15 protein-coding genes and 2 pseudogenes are annotated in these 19,658 nt (G+C 68.2%); 8 read left to right on the top strand and 9 right to left on the bottom strand.

Features of this window, described 5'->3' with window-relative positions:
• The first annotated feature begins 24 nt into the window (after positions 1 to 24).
• The 5 genes and pseudogenes from V5F66_RS03780 (at position 25) to V5F66_RS03760 (ending at position 5,936) form a co-directional block, all read left to right on the top strand.
• A complete protein-coding gene (locus V5F66_RS03780; protein ID WP_149577258.1) occupies positions 25 to 1,923 on the top strand; it encodes a DUF3141 domain-containing protein in 1,899 nt (632 codons plus the stop codon).
• Positions 1,924 to 1,925: 2 nt separating this feature from the next.
• The gene (locus V5F66_RS03775; RefSeq protein WP_149577257.1) at positions 1,926 to 2,525 is read left to right on the top strand and encodes a Spy/CpxP family protein refolding chaperone; all 600 of its coding nucleotides are present in this window, start codon (positions 1,926 to 1,928) and stop codon (positions 2,523 to 2,525) included.
• Positions 2,526 to 2,592: 67 nt separating this feature from the next.
• Positions 2,593 to 2,886: a DUF2933 domain-containing protein gene (locus V5F66_RS03770; protein WP_188079545.1), complete on the top strand. Its 294-nt coding sequence runs from the start codon at positions 2,593 to 2,595 to the stop codon at positions 2,884 to 2,886.
• Positions 2,883 to 3,395 (top strand): annotated as a pseudogene (locus V5F66_RS03765) (methyltransferase family protein); the annotation flags it as partial. The gene V5F66_RS03770 and the pseudogene V5F66_RS03765, both read left to right, overlap by 4 nt.
• Before the next feature lie 153 nt (positions 3,396 to 3,548).
• The gene (locus tag V5F66_RS03760) at positions 3,549 to 5,936 is read left to right on the top strand and encodes a heavy metal translocating P-type ATPase (protein ID WP_232847551.1); all 2,388 of its coding nucleotides are present in this window, start codon (positions 3,549 to 3,551) and stop codon (positions 5,934 to 5,936) included.
• Between the two features lie 276 nt (positions 5,937 to 6,212).
• On the opposite strand, the pseudogene V5F66_RS03755 reads toward V5F66_RS03760, so the two are convergent.
• The 9 genes and pseudogenes from V5F66_RS03755 to V5F66_RS03715 all read right to left on the bottom strand — a co-directional run bounded on the left by V5F66_RS03755 (position 6,213) and on the right by V5F66_RS03715 (position 17,837).
• Positions 6,213 to 7,340, bottom strand: a pseudogene (locus tag V5F66_RS03755) (MFS transporter).
• Between the two features lie 98 nt (positions 7,341 to 7,438).
• Positions 7,439 to 8,959: a multicopper oxidase family protein gene (locus V5F66_RS03750; RefSeq protein WP_149577255.1), complete on the bottom strand. Its 1,521-nt coding sequence runs from the start codon at positions 8,957 to 8,959 to the stop codon at positions 7,439 to 7,441.
• Positions 8,960 to 9,021: 62 nt separating this feature from the next.
• Complete coding sequence (locus tag V5F66_RS03745; RefSeq protein WP_149577254.1) at positions 9,022 to 9,396, bottom strand: hypothetical protein; 375 nt, start codon at positions 9,394 to 9,396, stop codon at positions 9,022 to 9,024.
• Between the two features lie 12 nt (positions 9,397 to 9,408).
• Complete coding sequence (locus V5F66_RS03740) at positions 9,409 to 12,540, bottom strand: efflux RND transporter permease subunit (protein WP_209483290.1); 3,132 nt, start codon at positions 12,538 to 12,540, stop codon at positions 9,409 to 9,411.
• A 9-nt stretch (positions 12,541 to 12,549) separates the two neighbouring features.
• A complete protein-coding gene (locus V5F66_RS03735) occupies positions 12,550 to 14,190 on the bottom strand; it encodes an efflux RND transporter periplasmic adaptor subunit (RefSeq protein WP_149578549.1) in 1,641 nt (546 codons plus the stop codon).
• A gap of 78 nt (positions 14,191 to 14,268) precedes the next feature.
• A complete protein-coding gene (locus V5F66_RS03730) occupies positions 14,269 to 15,603 on the bottom strand; it encodes an ATP-binding protein (RefSeq protein WP_209483288.1) in 1,335 nt (444 codons plus the stop codon).
• Positions 15,600 to 16,313, bottom strand: coding sequence for a response regulator (locus tag V5F66_RS03725; RefSeq protein WP_149578547.1), 714 nt, complete (start codon positions 16,311 to 16,313; stop codon positions 15,600 to 15,602). Before V5F66_RS03725 ends, V5F66_RS03730 begins: the two co-directional genes overlap by 4 nt.
• Positions 16,314 to 16,376: 63 nt before the next feature.
• A complete protein-coding gene (locus tag V5F66_RS03720) occupies positions 16,377 to 17,546 on the bottom strand; it encodes a nickel/cobalt efflux transporter (RefSeq protein WP_149578543.1) in 1,170 nt (389 codons plus the stop codon).
• Positions 17,547 to 17,558: 12 nt separating this feature from the next.
• Complete coding sequence (locus tag V5F66_RS03715) at positions 17,559 to 17,837, bottom strand: metal/formaldehyde-sensitive transcriptional repressor (protein ID WP_138399103.1); 279 nt, start codon at positions 17,835 to 17,837, stop codon at positions 17,559 to 17,561.
• Positions 17,838 to 18,015: 178 nt separating this feature from the next.
• Here V5F66_RS03715 and V5F66_RS03710 point away from each other — a divergent pair, with 178 nt between their 5' ends.
• From V5F66_RS03710 to V5F66_RS03700, 3 genes are read left to right on the top strand one after another with little or no spacing between them, the layout of a single operon-like run.
• Positions 18,016 to 18,225, top strand: a complete 210-nt coding sequence (locus tag V5F66_RS03710) for an SHOCT domain-containing protein (protein WP_149578544.1) — start codon at positions 18,016 to 18,018, stop codon at positions 18,223 to 18,225.
• Positions 18,226 to 18,257: 32 nt separating this feature from the next.
• Positions 18,258 to 18,947, top strand: coding sequence for a c-type cytochrome (locus tag V5F66_RS03705; protein ID WP_245327175.1), 690 nt, complete (start codon positions 18,258 to 18,260; stop codon positions 18,945 to 18,947).
• Between the two features lie 45 nt (positions 18,948 to 18,992).
• Entirely contained in the window at positions 18,993 to 19,379 is a 387-nt protein-coding gene (locus V5F66_RS03700) for a DUF302 domain-containing protein (RefSeq protein ID WP_149578546.1), read from the top strand.
• Positions 19,380 to 19,658: the final 279 nt, after the last annotated feature.

Genomic DNA, 19,658 nt, shown 5'->3' with positions numbered 1-19,658 from the left:
CGATGGCGAAACGAGGACCTTTCCATGTATGGTCGCGACACGCTTGCCGAGCCTATGGCCGGCACGGCTGCGCTTGGACAATCCGGACCGACTGGCACCGGAACCCCGCGGCAAACCCGAAATGCCCAAGGGAGCGCCTTCTCCAGCGATCCCGGAACGTTCGCTCGCGATTTCTTGTCCTATGGCAGGGACGTGGCCGAGCGCTGGATCCTGTTCTGGGACACGCTGCGCCAGCGGGCCGACAACATGCTGGCGCACGAGCGCGCCGGTAAGCCGGCTCTGCTCGACTTCGACTATGAGGTCCTGCTCGATGCCCGCCGGCTCGAGCGTCCGGCAAACTATGCCCTCCTGCGCGTGACCCGCGTGGGGGACGAGTGCCTGGAAGATTGTCTGGACGCGGCCAAGCCGCCCGTGGTGATCCTCGACCCGCGCGCCGGCCACGGCCCCGGCATCGGTGGCTTCAAGCAGGACTCCGAGGTCGGCATCGCCCTGCACCAGGGGCACCCCGTCTATTTCGTCACCTTCTATCCAGAGCCCGCCGCGGGGCAGACGCTCGCCGACGTGCTTCACGTGCTGCGGCGGTTCGTCGAGGAGGTGTCATGGCGACATTCCGGCGCCGCGCCTGTGCTCTATGGGAACTGCCAGGCCGGCTGGGCGGTGACGCTGCTGGCCGCGAACTGCGCGGGGCTGGCCGGACCGGCCGTGCTGAACGGGACCCCTCTGTCCTACTGGGCCGGCGAGACCGGCATCAACCCCATGCGCATCGCCGCCGGCTTCGAGGGCGGGGCGTGGTTGACACACCTTCTCGCCGACCTCGGGGACGGACGCTTCGACGGCGCCTTTCTGGTGCAGAACTTCGAGGGGCTGAAGCCCGAGGCGGTATGGGAGAAGTACGCGAACCTCTATGCCCACATGGATACTGAGCGGGAGCGGTTCCTCGCCTTCGAGCGCTGGTGGGGCGGCTATTACTTCCTGAGCCGCGAGGAGATCCTCGCCATCGTGGAGAACTTCTTCGTCGGCAACAGGCTGGAGCAGGGCCGCGTCCGGATCTGCGAAGGGTGCCATGCGGATCTCAGGCGCATCCGCAACCCGCTCGTGATCTTCGCATCCTATGGCGACAACATCACGCCGCCCCATCAGGCGCTCGGCTGGTTACCGATCGTGTACCAGGATACGGAAGATCTCAAGGCGGCGGGCCAGCGCATCGTCTATCTCATCAACCGCCATGTGGGTCACCTCGGCATCTTCGTTTCCGCAAAGGTTGCGCGGCTGGAGCATCGGGCCATCCTCGAGAGCCTGCCGCGGATCGAGACGCTCCCGCCCGGCCTCTACGAGATGAAGATCGACAATCCGTCCGGCGATCCCGATTGCCGTGAGGGCGCCTATCAGGTCCGCTTCGAGGCGCGCGAGGTGTCCGACATCCGCTTCGCCCGGCAGGACCCTGCCTTCGAGCGCGTGCGCGACCTGTCGGAGCGCAACGAAGCCTTCTACCGCACGTTCGTCAGCCCCTGGGTACGGGCGCTGACGACGCCCTGGTCGGCGGCGATGCTTGAGACGCTGCACCCAATGCGCACCAGCCGCTACCTGTTGTCGGAAGGCTTTATGCCCTGGATGCGCGATGTCCGATGGCTCGCGGAGCAGGTCGCCGCCGACCGGCATCCGGCCGCAGCGGACAACCCCTTCAAGGTCGAGGAGGAGCACGTCGTCTCGCGCGTCGCCGAGGGGATCGAGCAGGGCCGGCGCCTGCGGGACGCCCTGTGGGAGCGCCTCTTCGACAGTCTCTATGACGGCGTGGGCAGTGCCCACCCAGCCGGTGCGGACCCACAGCACAGGAGTGAGGGCACAGGGCCACAGGATACACGGAGCGGTTTGGATTTCCAGGCGGCCGGCATCAGCCGGACCGCAGCGATAGGAGAGAACTGACTATGACGACGTTTCGCAATCTGATGCTCGCCGGCGCGCTGCTGCTCTCGACGCCGGGCTTCGCCGAGGACGCGCACCATCCGCCGGAGGCCCAGCCTGCTGCGCCCCAGGCTGCCGCGCCGGCACCGCAGCCATCTCAGGCCACGCCGACGCCAGGTGGCCCTCAAGGCATGATGGGGCCGGGCATGATGGGGATGATGGGCCAGGGTGGCATGGGCATGATGGGCGGCGGAAACGCAGGGGCCGGCATGGGGATGAGCCAGATGATGGACCCCGACCGCATCGCAGGGCGCATCGCCTTCCTGAAGGCCGAACTGAAGATCACTGAGGCGCAGCAGCCCCTGTGGAGCGCATTCACGGAAGCGCTCAAGGCCAATCGCGCCATGATGGGTGACATGCAGGAGATGATGATGGCCGCGCAGGGCGGCTCGGCGCCGACCCTGCCGCAGCGGATCGACGGTCACGAGCGCATGCTCGTCGCCCGCCTCGAAGCGGTGCGCCGCCTCAAGGCCGCGCTCGGGCCGCTCTACGCGTCGTTCGACGAAGCGCAGAAGCGCACGGCGGACCAGCTCATGATGCCGGGTGGAATGGGCCCCATGTGAGCGTCGAACCTCGCTGGCGGGTCGGCGATCGCAGCCGGCCTGCTTCGCTCAGGTGGAGGAGGACCAAATGTCCTTGCATGACGACACCGGCCATATGCCGCGGCCCGGCAATGACACCGGCACGCGCGCCCCGCACCGAAGCTTCTGGCGCTCGCCCGGCGGCATCGTCGCCATCGGCTTTCTTCTCGCGGTGGCCTTTCTTTTGTTCTCGGAGCACCGCGTCCATGCGCTGGGGTATCTGCCCTTCCTCCTGCTGCTCGCCTGCCCGCTGATGCACATGTTCATGCATCACGGCCACGGCCATCATGCGGGACACCAGCCAGGCGAACGGCCGCCGGGTCCCGATGGGGGCAACCGATGACCGAGACCTCCGCTTATGGCCTGTGGGGCCTCGTGATCATCAACTCGGCGGTCTTCATCCTGTTTGCGGCAAGCTTCACCCGGCTGCAGACACCGCGGGACTGGCGCACGCTCGGGGCGTTCTCGGCCTTCATCCTTGCCCTGTTCACCGAGATGTACGGCTTTCCGCTGACCATCTATCTCCTGTCGGGATGGCTCGGCCGGCAGTTTCCCGGTGTCGATTTCTGGTCCCACGACGCCGGCCATCTGCTGGAGACCCTGTTCGGATGGCGCGTGAACCCCCATTTCGGGCCGTTCCACATCTTCAGCAATATTCTGATCTTCGGCGGCTTCTGGCTGCTCGTCGCGAGCTGGAACGTGCTTTATGCGGCCCAGCGCGATCACCGCCTCGCGACCGAAGGTCCCTATTCCCGCGTGCGGCATCCCCAGTACGCCGCTTTCGTCGTCATCATGTTCGGCTTCCTGCTGCAATGGCCGACGCTGGTCACGCTCGCCATGTTCCCCATTCTCGTCTCGGTCTATGTGCGGCTCGCACGGCAGGAAGAAGCCGCAGCCCGCACTGAGTTCGGGCCGACGTGGGATGATTATGCCAGCCGCGTCCCCGCCTTTTTCCCCGTATCGGAATTTCATCCGCGACAGCCCCTCGCTCCGGAGACCGCCCTCATGACTGAGCACGACACGCACGCCGGCCACCATCACCACCACGACCATGCAGTTCACCCGCCCGAAGGCGCCGGGATCGCGCCCACGGAAATGGTCAAGGATCCCGTCTGCGGCATGGAGGTGAACCCGGCCACCGCCGGGTTCCGGTCGGACTACGGCGGCAAGAGCTATTTCTTCTGCTCGGCAAAATGCCACGACAAATTCGACGCAAACCCTTCTGCCTATACCGCCGGTGCGGCGGAAACGCCGCCCGCAGCGAAGGGTCAGCCTCAAGGCGTGATCTACACCTGCCCCATGCACCCGCAGATCCGTCAGCTGGGACCGGGCAACTGCCCCATCTGCGGCATGACGCTGGAGCCCGAGGTGGCGACAGGCAAAACCGGTCCCAGCGCCGAGCTCGTGGACATGACGCGCCGCTTCTGGATCGGCCTTGCGCTGGCGCTGCCGGTGCTGGCCCTGGAGATGGGCGGGCACCTCACCAATCTCCACATGCTGCTCGGCGCGCAAGCGTCCAACTGGACCCAGCTCGTGTTGGCAACACCGGTGGTGCTGTGGGCGGGATGGCCGTTCTTCACCCGCGCCTGGCAGTCGCTGGTCACCCGCCGCCTCAACATGTTCACGCTGATCGCCATGGGCACGGGCGTGGCGTGGGCCTACAGCGTGGTGGCGACCTTCGCGCCGCAGATCTTCCCCGCGACCTTCCGCGCCGCCGACGGATCGGTTGCCATCTATTTCGAGGCCGCTGCCGTCATCACAGTGCTGGTCCTGCTCGGCCAGGTGCTGGAGCTGCGCGCCCGCGAGCAGACCGGCGGCGCCATCCGCGCCTTGCTCGACCTCGCCCCCAAGAGCGCCCGGCGCGTGCGTGACGACGGCAGCGACGAGGACGTGGCGCTGGAGGCGGTCGTGGTGGGCGACCGCCTGCGCGTGCGGCCAGGCGAGAAGGTGCCGGTGGATGGCAAGCTGGTCGAGGGCCGCTCCTCGGTGGACGAATCCATGATCACCGGCGAATCCATGCCAGTCACCAAGGACGTCGGCGCGAAGGTCATCGGCGGCACGCTCAACCAGAGCGGCGGCTTCGTCATGCGCGCCGGCAAGGTGGGGCGGGACACCATGCTGGCGCAGATCGTCCACATGGTGGCCGAGGCGCAACGCTCGCGCGCGCCGATCCAGCGCCTCGCCGACGAGGTATCCGGCTGGTTCGTGCCGGTGGTGATCGCCATCGCGGTCCTTGCCTTTGCGGCGTGGGGCATCTTTGGGCCGGAGCCGCGCTTCGCCCACGGGCTGATCGCCGCCGTGGCGGTGCTCATCATCGCCTGCCCCTGTGCGCTCGGGCTGGCGACGCCCATGTCCATCATGGTGGGCGTCGGTCGCGGCGCATCCATGGGCGTGCTCATCAAGAATGCCGAGGCGCTGGAGCGGTTCGAGAAGGTGGACACGCTGGTGGTGGACAAGACCGGCACCCTGACGGAAGGCAAGCCGAAGGTGGTCGCGCTGAAGACGGCCGGCGCCTTGGAAGAGGACGCGCTCCTGCGGCTTGCGGCGACGCTCGAGCGGGCGAGCGAGCACCCGCTCGCGGCGGCCATCGTCGCCGCGGCGGAGGAGCGCGCCCTGCCTCTCGGCGAGGCCCAGGATTTCGACAGCCCGGTGGGCAAGGGCGTGACTGGCACGGTGGACGGCCAAAAGCTCGTCATCGGCAGCCACCGCATCATGGGCGAGGAAGGCGTGGACCTCTCCCCCCTGTCGGCCGAGGCCGAGGCGCTACGCGCCGATGGTGCCACCGTGATCTTCGTTGCAATGGACGGGCGCATCGGCGGCCTCATCGCCATCGCCGACCCGGTCAAGGCGACCACCCCCGTGGCCTTGGCGGCGCTCCGGGCCGCCGGGGTCCGCGTCGTCATGCTCACCGGCGACAATCGGACGACCGCCGAGGCGGTGGCCCGGCGCCTGGGCATCGACGAGGTGGAAGCAGAGGTGCTGCCGGAGAACAAGGCGCAGGTGGTGACGCGGCTGCGCCAGGAAGGGCGGATCGTCGCCATGGCCGGCGACGGCGTGAACGATGCGCCCGCCCTCGCCGCGGCGGACGTCGGCGTCGCCATGGGTACCGGGACGGACGTCGCCATCGAGAGCGCCGGCGTGACGCTGCTGAAGGGCGATCTCCAGGGCATCGCCCGCGCCCGGCAGCTGAGCCACGCCACCATGAGCAACATCCGCCAGAACCTGTTCTTCGCTTTCATCTACAATGCGGCCGGCATACCGGTGGCGGCGGGCGTGCTCTATCCCCTGTTCGGGCTTCTGCTGTCGCCCATCATCGCCGCCGCGGCCATGGCGCTGTCATCGGTCAGCGTCATCGCCAATGCCCTGCGCCTGCGGCGCACGCCGCTTGGCTAAGGCGTCCTCGTTCTTGGACTGCAGAGACGGATCCGGCTCCAGGGAGGGAACCATGCTGAATTTCGACGGAATGATGGGCTCCGGCATGTGGGGGATGTGGCTGTTCGGCCTCCTGATCCTGGTCCTGGTCGTCCTCGGGATCGCGGCGCTCCTCAAGTATCTCGGCCGATGAGAGTGCGTCCCGGGGACGAAAGGGGTGGGCAGGCCAAGCCTGTCCACCGCCCCCTGTCGGACAGGACCAGCGCGCCTCCCGCGACGATGGTCGGCGGGACCGCCTCAGGACTTCCGGCTGGGATCGAAGGTGATCACGAGCGCGGATGCGAGGAGGGCGAAGACGGCGCCGACGATGAACGTCGCCCGGGCGCCACTGATGTCCCACAGCAGCCCGGCGGCAAGGCTCGCCGCCAGCGTCGCGAGGCCAGTGGCGAGGTTGAACAGGCCGAAGGCTGATCCGCGCAGCGCCGCCGGGGCGTTCTGGGCCACGAGCTTGGCGAGAAGGCCCTGGGTGAGCGCCATGAGCGCGCCCCACAAGCCGATGCCGAGGAACGCCCCCCACAGGCCCGGGACGAAGGCGAGGGAGAGGTCGGCCGCCACCAGCACGGCAAGGCCGCTGAGCAAAAGCCGCTCCGGCGGCGCCTGATCCGACCAGGCGCCGGCGGGTTAGGCGCCGAGGGAATAGACGACATTCATCGCGACGAGCACGAACGGAGCGAGCGCCAGCGGCAGTCCCTCGTCGTAGGCATTCAGGACGAGGAAGGCCTCGCTGAAGCGCGCGAGCGTGAAGACGACACCGATGGCCACGACGACAAGGAAGGGACGTTCGAGGCGCCTGAGATCCGCGATCCGCACCGGTGGAGGCCGGCCTGTTCCAACCGTGCCCACGGACCTGTCCTCGACGCCGAGGACGACGCAGAGCACGGCAAGAGCGCCGGGAACGAGGGCGACCCAGAAGACGGCCCGCATGTCGTCGGCGAACAGCGCCATCAGCGCGACGGCAAGCAGCGGCCCGACGAAGGCGCCCACCGTGTCGAGGGCCTGGCGCAGGCCATAGGCGCGTCCGCGGATCTCGGGCGGGGTGACGTCGGCCGCAAGCGCATCGCAGGGCGCGCCCCGGATGCCCTTGCCGACGCGGTCGGCGAAGCGCGCGGCGAACACCATCGCCGGAGCGCCGGCCAGGGCAAAGAACGGCTTGGATGCGGCGCCGAACCCGTAGCCGAGCAGGATCAGCGGCTTGCGCCGACCGAAGTGGTCCGACAAATAGCCCGAGAAGACCTTCGCGATCTGCGCGCTGGATTCCCCCACGCCCTCGATCATGCCCATCATGGCGACGCTCGCACCGAGGGTGCCGGCGAGGAAGAGCGGCAGCAGCGCGTGGATCATCTCGGACGAGATTTCCATGAACATGCTGACGAAGCCGAGGGCCCAGACGGTCCTCGGGATGGCGGGGCGCGGACCTGCAGCCTCCCGCCAGGCTTCCTGCTGCTTCCTGTCCACCTCGATCGTCAAGCCACCTTCACCACCGCCATCATCCCGGTGGCCATGTGATAGAGGTGGTGGCAGTGCAGGAACCACTCGCCCCTCTGCCCGGCATCGAAGGCGATGGTCACGGGCGTGTGCGGCGGCACCATCACCGTGTCGCGCAGGGCGCCTGCAAAGCGGCGCCCGCCGATGCCCACCACCTGGAAATGGTGGCCGTGCAGGTGCATGGGATGGCTCATGCCGGTGGGGTTCAGGAAGGTCATCTCCACCCGCTCGCCCTGCTGCACGCTGAAGGGCACGTCCTCCCCGTGGATGCGGCCGTTGATGGTCCAGCGATAGCCCGGCTCCTCGCCCAGCATGATGGGGAAGACCTTGTCCGCCCGCCGCGCCGGGAGAGGATTTAAGGCGGAAAGCCGCCCCTCGAAGGCGAGGTCGAGAAGCCCCTGCGGTCTGTCGGCCGTCTCCCCGAGGCGGGCGATGGCAGCACCGGCCGTCGCCAGCACGAAGCCGGTGCGACGGGGCGAGGCCTCCACCTGCGCCAGCACCGGAAAGGCACCGCCCCCTGCCGGGATCTCCACGAGGAGGTCGATGCGCTGTCCCTGGGCGAGCGGAAAGGCATCCGCCACCAGCGGGGCGCAAGGCGTGCCATCGACCGCGATGCAGGTCGCCTTCAGGCCCGGCACGGTTATGAAGAAGGCGGTGGCGGTGCCGCCATTGATGATGCGGAGCCGCACCCGACCGCCCTTCTCCACCTGCACCACCTCGGGATCGGCGAGGGTGCGGCGGTTGGCAAGGAAGGCGTCGTAGGCAACATCGTTGGCGTGCACCATCATGCCGCCGCCTTGCATACCTCCCCCCTGCATCGCGGCGCCCATTCCAGCGCCCGGCCCGGCACCCATTCCCCCCATGCCGTGGCCGGAGTGGTCCATTCCCGGCATCGCCATTCCCGGCATGCCTTGCATCTGCTGGCCCATGCCGTGACCACCGTGGCCGCCGTGTGCGTTCGCTCCGCCGAGTTCGGCCAGGATCTCCTCCGGGCTGCGGAAGGAGAAGTCGTGCAGCATCACCACCACGTCCTGGACATCGCCCGCGTCCGCCTCCCGGGTGACGAGGGGCGCGGCGAGCAATTGCTGCTCGCTCAAGGTGTGGGAGTGCATCCAGTGGGTGCCCGGGGTAAGGCGGAAATCCACCTGATCGATGCCCCCGGGGGCAAGTTCGCCGCCATTGGGACGGGCGAGGTCCTGGTCCGGCGGGGCGAAGATCTGGCCGTGCCAGTGCATCACCGCAGGGCTCTGCGAGGCGTTGAGCACCGCGCCGGTGAGCCGGTCTCCCTCCTTGGCGAAGAGGCCCTCGCCGGAAGGGCCCTTAACGGCGAACACCTTCGCCGCCTTGCCGTTCACGTCGAGGGTGAGGCTTTCCACCGTGAGAAGCGGAGCCGCAAGGGCGCGCTGCCAGCCGCTGGAGAAGGCGAGGGCGCCGAGCGCCGCGCCACCGGTCAGGACGGCGCGGCGGGAGAGGGCGGATTGGAACACGGGTCGGGTCATGATCGGCCTCTTTGGCTCGTCGCCGGGCAGACGAGGCGAAGCGAAGGGGTTTCGGGCGGTCTTCAATATTTGGCCTGAGCGGAGGCGCCGTCGGGCGCGGAGATCTGGACCACGCCCTTCACGCCCTTTGGGATGGCAACCGCCGCCGTCCCGGCGAGCCGGTTGCCGCCGGCGGGCGAGAGGGGAAAGCGCTGGGCCTTGCCGTCCACCACGAGGATGGCGTTGGCCTTGAAGCCCTCGGCCGCCACCGGCTTGTCGGCGCCGTCGCTCAGATAAAGCGCGACATTGGGCGTGCCGTCGGCCACCAGCTCCGCGTGGTAATGGCCGGCATCCACCCGCACCCCGCCGTTCGCCCCCGCGCCGGGCTCGTGGGCCAGGACGGGCAAGGCGACCAGCGGGAGACTGAGGACGGCCGGCAAAAGGCGGCGAAAGATCATGACAGGCTCCGGTCAGAAGGCGTCCGCGCGGGCGGCGGCGGTGGAGGGGGCGGTCTCCCACGCCGCTGCCACCAGCCGCTCCAGCGGGCGTCGGCCATGGCGCAGGACGAGGACGGGGGTGAGAACGGCGTCGAGCAGCGTGGCACTGACCAGGCCGCCGAAAATGGTGATGGCGACGGGGTGGAGGATCTCCTTGCCCGGAACCTCGGCCCCGCTCATGAGCGGCAGCAAAGCGATGCCGGCGGACGCGGCGGTCATCAGCACCGGCGTCAGCCGCTCCAGGCTGCCGCGCATCACCAGAGCGGGGCCGAACGCCATGCCCTCGGCGATGGCGAGATTGATGATGTGACTGATCTTCAGGATGCCGTTGCGCGCGGCGATGCCGGTGAGCGTCACGAAGCCGATCATGCTCGCCACCGACAGGGGCTGCCCGGCGATCCACAGCGCCACCACCGCGCCGATGAGCGCCAGCGGCACGCTCCCCATGATGATGGCGGCGAACAGCGCCGAGCGGTAGCGGCTGTAGAGGAGCGCGAAAACGAGTAGCGCCGACACTGCGGACAGGCCGCCGATGGTGCGCATGGATTGCTCCTGCGCGGCGAAGGTGCCCTCAAGGCTCGCGGAGATGCCGGCCGGCAGTGCGGTCGCCGCGATCACTTCACGCATGTCGGCCACCACCACCGCCACGTCGCGCCCGCCGGAGGTGTTGGCCAGCACGACGATGCGCCGGCGCCCGCCCTCGCGCAGGATCTGGTTCGGCCCGTCCGTCTCCGTCACCTCGGCGACCTGCGAGAGCGGCACCCAGCCAGAGGGCGTCTCGATCAGCAGGCCCGAAAGTCCCTCCGTGGTGCGCGCCGCATCGGGCAGGCGGACCACCACGTCGAAGCGCCGCGCGCCGTCCACGAGGCGGGAGACCACGCGGCCGTTGGAAAGCCGCTCCAGCGCGTCCGTCACCTGCGCGGGCTGGAGGCCGTAGAGGGCGGCGCGGCCATAATCCACGCGCACCGTCACTTCCGGCACGCGCACCTGCCGCTCCACCTGCAGGTCCGCAAGGCCGGGAATGCCGGCGAGGCGCCCCCGCAGGTCTTCCGCCGTAGTTCGCAGGGTATCGAGGTCGTCGCCGAACAGCTTCAGGGCGATCTCGGCCCGCACGCCGGAGAGCATGTGGTCCAGCCGGTGGGAGATGGGCTGGCCCAGGTTGAAGGCGGCCGGCAGCACCGCGAGGCGGTCGCGGATGTCGGCGGTGATCTCGGCGCGGCTGCGGGCGGAGGGTCCTAGATCCACCTCGATCTCGGAGGCATGGACGCCCTCGGCGTGTTCGTCGAGCTCGGCCCGGCCGGTGCGCCGACCCACCGCCTTCACCTCCGGCACGTCCAGGATGAGCTTTTCGGCGACAAGGCCCATGCGATGGCTCTCGGCGAGGGAAAGGCCCGGCCGGAAGGACATGGAGATGGTGAGCGAGCCCTCGTTGAACGGCGGCAGGAAGGCGCGCGGCAGGCCCACGGCGGCCGCCACCGCCGCGAGGAAGAGAAGCGCGGCTGCGCACATCACGAGGCGCTGGTGGCGGAAGGCGGCGGCGAGCAGGCCGGCGTATCCGCGCTTCAGACCCCGCACCAGCACGCTCTCCCGCTCCACATGGCGGCTGAGTGCGGGGAGCAGGTAAAAGGCGAGCACCGGCGTGAGCGTGACGGAGGTGACAAGGCTCGCGAGGATCGAGACGATATAGGCCTGCCCCAGCGGCGCGAACAGTCGCCCCTCGATGCCCGGCAGCGCGAACAAGGGCACGAACACCAGCACGATGATGAGCGTGGCGTAGACGATGCCGGAGCGCACCTCCCGGCTCGCCGCCACCACCACGTCGAATACCGGCCGCGGCGCCGCGGCGGCGGCATTCTCGCGCAGGCGGCGGAAGATGTTCTCCACGTCCACCACCGCGTCATCCACCAGCTCGCCGATGGCGATGGCGAGGCCGCCCAGCGTCATGGTGTTGATGGAGAGGCCGAAGGCGTGGAACACGATGGCCGTGGCGAGGATCGACACGGGTATAGCGGTGAGCGAGATGAAGGTGGTGCGCCAGTTGACGAGGAAAAGGAACAGCACCACGGCCACCACCGCCATGGCCTCCATCAGCACCTTTTCCACGTTGCCGATGGAGGCGGCGATGAAGTCGGCCTGCCGGAACACCGGCGGCGAAATGCGGATGCCGTTGGGCAGCGTGCGGTTCAGGTCGTTGACCGCGTCCTCCACCGCGCGGGTGAGGGCGATCGTGTCCACCTCCGGCTGCTTCTCCACCGAGACGATCACCGCCGGCCGGCCCATGTAGCCGGCATCGCCCCGCTTCATGCGGGCCGCGTAATCCACCTGCGCCACCTGGTGCAGGAAGACGGTGCCGCCGGCGGGGCGGGGCAGCACCAGCCCCTTCAGGTCGTCGAGGCTGAGGGTGCGGCCGATGTTGCGGATCAGGAACTCGCGCCCGCCATGGTCAGCAAAGCCACCGCCCGAATTGGTGCCGAACTGCGCCACCGCCTTTTCCAGCGCATCGAGGGAGATGCCATGGGCGCGCATGGCCGCAGGGTCCGGCGAAACGCGGAACTGCCGCACTTCCCCGCCCATGGGGATGACCTGCGCGATGCCGGGAATGGCGAGCAGGCGCGGGCGGATGATGAAGTCCGCCGCCTCGCGCACCGCCATGGGGGACGCAGTGTCGCTCGTCACCGCGAACATCAGGATCTGCCCCATGATGGAGCTGATGGGCCCCATCTGCGGGGCAACGTTCGCCGGCAGCCGGTCCCGCACCAAAGCGATGCGCTCGGCGATCTGCTGGCGGTCGCGGAAGATGTCGGTGCCGAAATCGAACTCCACATAGAGGACGGAGAGCCCCACCCCCGAGACCGAACGCAGGCGGATGAGGCCCGGCAGGCCGTTCATCGCCGTCTCCAACGGGAAGGTGACAAGCTGTTCCACCTCGGCCGGGGCAAGGCCCTCCGCCTCGGTCATGATGGTGACGGTGGGCCGGTTGAGGTCGGGCAGCACATCCACCGGCAGGCGGGTGACCGCAAAGGCGCCGGTGACCACCAGCACGAGGGACAGCGCCAGCACCAGCAGGCGGTTTTTGAGGGACTGGGTGACGAGGAAGCTGAACATCGGCCGGCCTCAGCGGATCTGGTCGATGAGTTCGGCGCCCTCGGTAACCACGCGGCGATCGGGCGGCAGGCCGGCCACCACCAGCACGCGGCCGGCATCGAGGGGCTCCGTCTTTACCTCGCGCGCAACGAAGCGCTCGGCTGCGACATGTTCATAGACGATGGCCTGACCGTTCGCCCCGCGCACCACCGCCGTGCGGGGGATGGCGATGCCCATGCGCGGGGCGCCGGCCTCCGCGAGGACCGTGAGAAACTGGCCTGGACGCAGCCCCTCGGCACCCGCGGTGACGGAAAACTGCAGCGGAACGGCCTGGCTGCGGTCGGACATCCCCGCGCCCAGAAAGGTGAGCGCGACGGAGCGGCCATCGGGCAATCGCCCGGAAGCCCCGGAGCGGCCCATGTCCGGCGAGAAACCCAGCGCCTCCACCCACAGCCGATCCGGATCGATGATGCGGAACACCACAGTGTTCGGGTCCGCCATCTGTCCCGCCACCGCGTCCGAGGTGGCGATGATGCCGGCAACGGGCGCGCGCAGCGCCTCCGGCTCGCGCTGCACCCGCTCCAGCGTGGCGCGGCGAGTCTGTAGACCCTTCAGCTCAATCTCCGTCTCCTCCACCTCGCGGCGGGTGACCGCGTTCTGGATAGCCGACAGGCGCTCATAGCGGCGCTTCACGATGGCGATCTGCTGGTCCAGCTCAAAGCCCTGCTGCTCCAGGTCCTTGAGGTCCGAGGCGCCGATGGGCGGGTGCACGAACGCGAGGATGTCGCCCGCCGCGACCTTGGTGCCGAGCGGCTTGAAGCCGCCCTGCGGCGGTGCCAGCCGCCCACCCACCGCCGTCTGCACGAGCCCGCTGGCATTGGCATCCGGCACCACCCGCCCCGGCAGTTCCACCGCGCGGGCATGGCTGGCGGAAGCCGTGACGATGGTGCGCACGCCGAGGATGCGCTGGCTGGGCTTCGGCACGATCACCGAGCCGTCGGGCAGGCGCTGGGCCGCATCGCGTGCGGAAGGCTTCGGCGTATCCGCGGCCTGCGCATCCGGCGGGAGCGCGGCGGAGGCAAGCCCCAGACCGGCAGCGAGAACGAGTGCCGCCGTGCGCCGCCGCAGCGACATCAAGAGCACGGCCGCGAGAAAGCCGATAACGACGCCGGCACCCAAGCCCAATTGCGATCCGCCCAGCAGCGCCAGCGCCGCCGGCGCAGTGGCTCTGGGGTCGGCCGTCACCGAAGCCGCAGGCACCGTGAGAGTGGTTGCGAGCACGTCCACCGTGCCGCCGGCCGTGACCGTGAAAGCGAGGTCGTGCGTGCCCGGCTTCGCGGCGAACGGAGCGGCAACCACATAGGTGCCGGGCTCCTCGGGCTTTGCGGTCTGCGCGCCTTCGGGCGTGTCCATTTCGATGGTCGCGCGGTCCACCGGCGCGTTGTCGGTGAAGCGGTCGAGGTGGATGGCGAGGATGCCGTCGCGCAGCACTGCCACCAGCTCGAAATCGGCGGAGGCGGCCTCGGCACGGGGGGCGAGAGACGTTACCTGAGGCGCGGCAGGCGCGCCGTGGTCGTGGCCTTCGTGCGCCATCGCGCCCGTCGCCAGCACCAGGCCGGCGAGAAGGGCCCACGACCCAAGGCCAACTCTCCGCATGAAATGACGCACCATCCTTCAACCCGTCCGATCCTCAATCCGGTACGGGAGCCAGATAGCGCACGGGCTGTCACGCCGCGTATCGCTTCTGTATCAGTTTGTTTCAGTCTGGAGCTTGGGCAGGCGCACTGTCGCGACGAGGCCGCCGCCGGCGCCGTTGGCGAGGGTCAGCGTGCCGCCATGGGCCTCGGCCACCGCACGGGCGATGGGAAGGCCGAGCCCCACCCCGCCGGTGGACCGGCTGCGCGAGGTGTCGAGCCGGACGAAGGGTTCGAGCACGGCGGCGAACTGGTCCTGCGGAATGCCTGGGCCTTCGTCCTTCACCGTCAGCACCGCCTCGGCGCCCTCCTCCGCGAGCACGACATGCGCGGCGCCGCCATAGAGAAGCGCGTTCTCCAGCAGGTTCGACACCATCCGCTTCAGGCTGACGAGGCGGCCTGCCACCACCAGGCGCGGCGGGGCTGCAAGATCGGCGGCAAGGCCCCGGTCGCGGGCATTGTCCACCAGCGTCTCCACCAGCGCCACGAGGTCGAGCGGGCGTACCGGCTCCTCGCTGGCCTCGCCGCGCAGGTAGGACAGGGTGGCGTCCACCATCTGCTCCATCTCCGCCACGTCCGCCGCCATGGCCTCGCGCAGGGCGGGGTCGCCCACGTCCTCCATGCGGAAGCGCAGGCGTGTCATGGGCGTGCGCAGATCGTGGGAGACGGCGGCGAGGGCCTGGGTGCGCCGCTCCATCAGCTCCGCGATGCGAGCCTGCATGCCGTTGAAGGCGTGGGCCAGCTCCCGCACCTCCGTCGGGCCGGTCTCCGGGAGCCGCACCAGAGGGGCGTCCGGAGGCAGGGCCGCGACGGTCCGCGCCATGGCCCTGAGCGGCCGCGTCAGCCAGGCGGCGATGGCGAGCGACAGCAGCAGCACGCCCGTCGCCATGAGGGTCGTGGAGAGCACCGATCCGTGCGTCCCGGCCGCCTGCGGCATGGAGGCGAACAGGCGGGCGTTCAGCCAGCTGCCGTCCGGAAGGCGCACGGCGACCAGGCTGAGGTGCGGATCGGTGCCCGCGCCCACCAGCACATCCTGCGGTCCGAGGTCAGGCGCCAGCGTGCGCACGTCGTCGGCGAGGCGCTGCCATCCCTCCGCGGCATGGGGGCCGGGTGCGGCCATGGCTTCCCGGCTCCAGTGCGCGTCGATGGCGCCGCCGGACAAGTCATGGGCCACATCCTCGCGGCTTTCCGGCGGCGCTGCTGCCAGCGACCGGCGCAGCGCGACGATCTGGTCGGCGAGGCGGATGGCATGGGCCGCATGGCGCTCGCGCTCCATGGCGTGCTCGTAGGTCCACAGGCTCAGCACATGCACGACGACGATGCCCAGCACCGCCACCACGGCGGTGCGGACGGCGAGGCTGTCCGATGCGCGGATCAGGGCGCGGATCACGAGCGTTCCACCTCCGGGACGAAGAAATAGCCGGCGCCGCGCACGGTCTTCACCATCTCCGGTCCGCCATGGGACTCAAGCTTCTTGCGCAGCCGGCTGACCTGGATGTCGATGGCGCGGTCGAAGCCTGTGGCGGTGCGGTTCTTGGCAGCGTCCATCAGCTGGTCGCGCGTCAGCACCCTTTGGGGATGTTCGAGGAAGGTCAGGAGCAGGTCATATTCGCCAGTCGACAGATCCACCACCACGGCTTCGGGATTGGTCAGCTCGCGCCGGCGGGTGTCGAGGGTCCAGCCGGAAAAGGCGAGCAGGGTGCCCCCGGAAGCCGTGGCGTCGCCCGAAGGCCGCATGCGCCGCAGCACCGCATGGATGCGCGCGAGCAGCTCGCGCGGATTGAAGGGCTTCGACAGATAGTCGTCCGCACCGAGCTCCAGCCCCACGATCCGGTCCACGTCGCTGCCGCGCGCGGTGAGCATGATGATGGGCACGTCCGACGTGCGGCGGATGTCCCGGCATAGGTCGAGCCCGCTCGTGCCGGGCAGCATGATGTCGAGGATGATGAGATCCACCGCCCCCGCCTTCATTGCCTCGCGCATCTCGCGCGCATCCTGTGCCGCGGTGACCTTGTGCCCGTGCTCGCGCAGGAACTTGCCGGCGAGGCGTCGGATCTCGGCGTCATCATCGACGATCAGGATATGGCATTCGGGAGACACGGGGTGACGCACTCCTGCGAGGCCGTCCTGCGGGCGCGACGGCTGCTCTGCGGACAAGCCCTTTTATCCCAGCCGGCGTGCTTCGCCATACGAAGTTGGCGCAGGCAAGAAATCGCCTTGCACCGCGCCCGCGCTGATGCCGGCCGACGGAGCGTGCTCCCGTGAAAGACCATGCCAGCCGAGCCAGCCGGTGTAGAGGCCGACCATCAGGATCAGCGCGGCCGAGGCATAGGGCGCGCGCCGGGCGAAGGCGCTGAAGCCCGACCAACGTTGCGAGACGTGCCGGACGCTGAGGGCCGCGAGCACGCCGGCCGACACCAGCGTGAGCGCCAGGCCGATGCTGAAGCACAGGACCAGCACGAAGCCGAGGCTGAAGACCTTCAGCTGCATGCAGATCAGCAGCACGGTGATCGCCGCCGGGCACGGGATCAACCCGCCCGTCAGTCCGAAGACGATGATCTGCCAGGTGGTCACCGGGCGGCCGGCAAAGCGATTGCGGATATCGGCGGCGTGGGCGCGGGCGTGGGCGTCGTCCTCGTCGCCGAGATTCATGTGGGCATGGTCATGCTCCTCGAACACGAGGGCATGGACCTCCTCCCCGCCGTCGGCGAGGCGCATGCGAAGCTCCACTGAAAAGGCATGGGGCTCGGGAATATCGTGCGTGCTCTCGAGGAATTCACCCCGGTGCACGAACGGGAAGACCTGACGGCCGCCGCCGGGCCGCAGGGTTTCGAGAAAGACGCGCTCGGCGTCAGGAAGCATGCGCCCGCCGGGGCTGGAGATGCGCCACCGCGGCGGCACGCCATCCTCGAAGATGTCGAGCGCCAGTTCCCCTTCTGCGGTCGAGAGGAGACGGGTCTTGTCCTCATGGTGGTGATGCGCGTCGCTCTGCTCGCGCCACGTCCGCCAGGCCATCCAGGCGGCGATGGTGATGATCGCCACGGCTGAAGCGAGCTGAAAATAGGGTTCGCTGGCCTCGCCACCCCATTGCTGCCCGAAATACAGCCCCCCGAGGGCAATGAGCCAGACCACCGCCGTGTGCGAGGCCGTTGCGGCGAGGCCCAGCAGGACGGCCTGGGTGAGCGTGCCGCGGATGGCGATGATGAAGGCGGCCATCATCGTCTTGGAATGGCCCGGCTCAAGCCCGTGCAGGGCACCGAGCAGGATGGCCGAGGGGATGAACAGCCAGGCGTGCGCGGCCCCCTGCTGGAGCAGGTCTGTAAACGCAGTCATCTTGCTCTCAGATCACTTGAGGTAGGTGCGGACGACCTCGATCAGGTCGGCGGCGCCTTTGGCACGCTCGGGGTCCGGCTCGGCGTCCGGGTTCACCACGTGATGGCGGATGTGGTCCTCCATCAGCTCCGCCGTCAGTCCGTTGATGGCGCCGCGCATGGAGGCGACCAGCATCAACACGTCGGTGCAGCCGATCTCGGCTTCCAGCGCGCGCTCCACGGCTTCGGCCTGCCCCTTGATTCGGCGGATGCGGGCGAGAAGCTTGGTCTTGTGCTTGATCGTGTGTGCCATCACGGGTTTATAATATAGGGGGGTACCCTATATAAATCGTTCCTTTCGCTCGGCGGCAGGGCCAAATACGGGAACTTGCGGAACCGGCCGCGGACATCGGGGCGGACGGGCTTTTGGCAATCTGCGCAATGACCCCGATGTGGTGGAACGGCCCTCGGGCTGATAGACATAGCTGGGGATGGATGCCGACGGCATCCTCTCCTTTTTGTTGCTGGTGCTTCTGACAGTTGGGATCGTTGCGCTTGTCCTCTCCTTCTTTGGAGGCGCCGTGCGGATCGGTAACGATCGAAGCCTTTCGCGAGGCCTCGACATTCTCGGTGAGTACTGCGCGAAGGGAGAAATCCAGCGCGACGAATACCTCCAGGAAAAGCGCGACCTCAGCGCCTGATCCGGACCGGGTGACGTCGCGGAGCCATGACAATGAGCAAGATGGCGATCTCATTAGCGGGTGCGATCATTCTCATCGCTGGAGCAGGTTTACTCGCCATGACGGGAGCCTCACGGGGACAATCGGATGGCGCGCGCGCAGGCGACCCGGCGCTAGGAAGCCATGTGGCCGATGCCAAATGCGCCGAGTGCCACGGCGCGGATTGCAATAGCAGCGAATCGCAATTTCCGAAACTGGCGGGTCAAAGTCCGGCTTACCTTTATCGCCAACTCTGGGCCTTCAGGAATGGGACTCGCAGGTCGGACATCATGGCGCCAATCGCGGCAGACCTCGGCGACGCCGACATGGCGAATGCGTCGAGCTTTTATGGCAAGCAGTCGCGCAAGGCGGACGCGGTCAAGGACCAACGCTTGGCGGCGATTGGAGAGCGCATCTTCTTCGCGGGAATGCCCGCTTGCGCCATGTGTCACCGTGCGTCCGGCCAACGCGGCATGCCCGTGACGGGCATGATGGGAGGCGGCATGATGGAGCGGATGCCGATGATGGGCATGATGGCCGACGCTCCCTATCTGAATGGACAGCATGCGGCATATATCGTCGATCAATTGGATCGCTTCGCGAGTGGCGCGCGTCCGTCGTCGACAATGATGGGCCGTATCGCGGCGGCGCTGAGCGAAGCCGATAAGAGGGCCGTGGCCGAATATCTCTCCGGCCTGCGTTGAACTTTCCTATATTCGCGTCTTGCAAGAACGCCTTGGGAGTGAACCATGAGCTATTATTTCGCCAAAACGCTTGCGCTCGGCTTCGATGACGCCGTGCGGCTGACGACTGAGGCGCTCAAGCGCGAGGGTTTCGGCATCATCACCGAGATCGACGTCAGGGACACTCTCAAGAAGAAGATCAATGTCGATTTCCGTCCCTACCGCATTCTCGGCGCCTGCAACCCGGCGCTTGCCCACGAGGCGCTTGAGATTGAGGACAAGGTAGGCACGATGCTGCCGTGCAACGTCATCGTGCAGGACAAGGGGGACGGCAACACCGAAGTGGCGGCGATCGATCCCGTCGCCTCAATGCAAGCGATCGACAATCCGCGGCTCAAGCAGGCGGCCGAACACGTCCAGGCGAAGCTCAAGAGCGTGATCGGTTCGCTCTGACACGGTTTCGGGCGCATTGCATCCTCATGGGTCGCTCCCGGCGCCTGGATTTATTTAGGCTTACTGGAAAGGGCGCGTCGCCGCATTATCACGTTGAATGCGCGGACTATTCCGCGCAAATGGATGATAGCATCTCGGTTCCAGAGAGATCTTCCTTGCTTCGATTTTCTGCCTTCGGCTTGGCTCTGGTCGCGGCGGATCGTGCAGCGGCGCAGGATTCGGGCAAGAAGACGCCGATCGATACGGCACTGATCGTATAGGTCAATCTGTCGGGCTCGG

The organism is Xanthobacter versatilis, assembly GCF_043193975.1.
Classification (GTDB): domain Bacteria; phylum Pseudomonadota; class Alphaproteobacteria; order Rhizobiales; family Xanthobacteraceae; genus Xanthobacter; species Xanthobacter autotrophicus_E.
The sequence above is the reverse complement of the archived record's forward strand: the minus strand, read 5'-3'. Positions and strand labels throughout refer to the sequence as shown.

Excerpts from the sequence above, each read along its gene's own strand:
- V5F66_RS03780 (WP_149577258.1), top strand. The coding sequence starts at position 25 with ATGTATGGTCGCGACACGCTTGCCGAGCCTATGGCCGGCACGGCTGCG.
- V5F66_RS03775 (WP_149577257.1), top strand. The coding sequence starts at position 1,926 with ATGACGACGTTTCGCAATCTGATGCTCGCCGGCGCGCTGCTGCTCTCG.
- V5F66_RS03770 (WP_188079545.1), top strand. The coding sequence starts at position 2,593 with ATGTCCTTGCATGACGACACCGGCCATATGCCGCGGCCCGGCAATGAC.
- V5F66_RS03760 (WP_232847551.1), top strand. The coding sequence starts at position 3,549 with ATGACTGAGCACGACACGCACGCCGGCCACCATCACCACCACGACCAT.
- V5F66_RS03750 (WP_149577255.1), bottom strand. The coding sequence starts at position 8,959 with ATGACCCGACCCGTGTTCCAATCCGCCCTCTCCCGCCGCGCCGTCCTG.
- V5F66_RS03745 (WP_149577254.1), bottom strand. The coding sequence starts at position 9,396 with ATGATCTTTCGCCGCCTTTTGCCGGCCGTCCTCAGTCTCCCGCTGGTC.
- V5F66_RS03740 (WP_209483290.1), bottom strand. The coding sequence starts at position 12,540 with ATGTTCAGCTTCCTCGTCACCCAGTCCCTCAAAAACCGCCTGCTGGTG.
- V5F66_RS03735 (WP_149578549.1), bottom strand. The coding sequence starts at position 14,190 with ATGGTGCGTCATTTCATGCGGAGAGTTGGCCTTGGGTCGTGGGCCCTT.
- V5F66_RS03720 (WP_149578543.1), bottom strand. The coding sequence starts at position 17,546 with ATGACTGCGTTTACAGACCTGCTCCAGCAGGGGGCCGCGCACGCCTGG.
- V5F66_RS03715 (WP_138399103.1), bottom strand. The coding sequence starts at position 17,837 with ATGGCACACACGATCAAGCACAAGACCAAGCTTCTCGCCCGCATCCGC.
- V5F66_RS03710 (WP_149578544.1), top strand. The coding sequence starts at position 18,016 with ATGGATGCCGACGGCATCCTCTCCTTTTTGTTGCTGGTGCTTCTGACA.
- V5F66_RS03705 (WP_245327175.1), top strand. The coding sequence starts at position 18,258 with ATGAGCAAGATGGCGATCTCATTAGCGGGTGCGATCATTCTCATCGCT.
- V5F66_RS03700 (WP_149578546.1), top strand. The coding sequence starts at position 18,993 with ATGAGCTATTATTTCGCCAAAACGCTTGCGCTCGGCTTCGATGACGCC.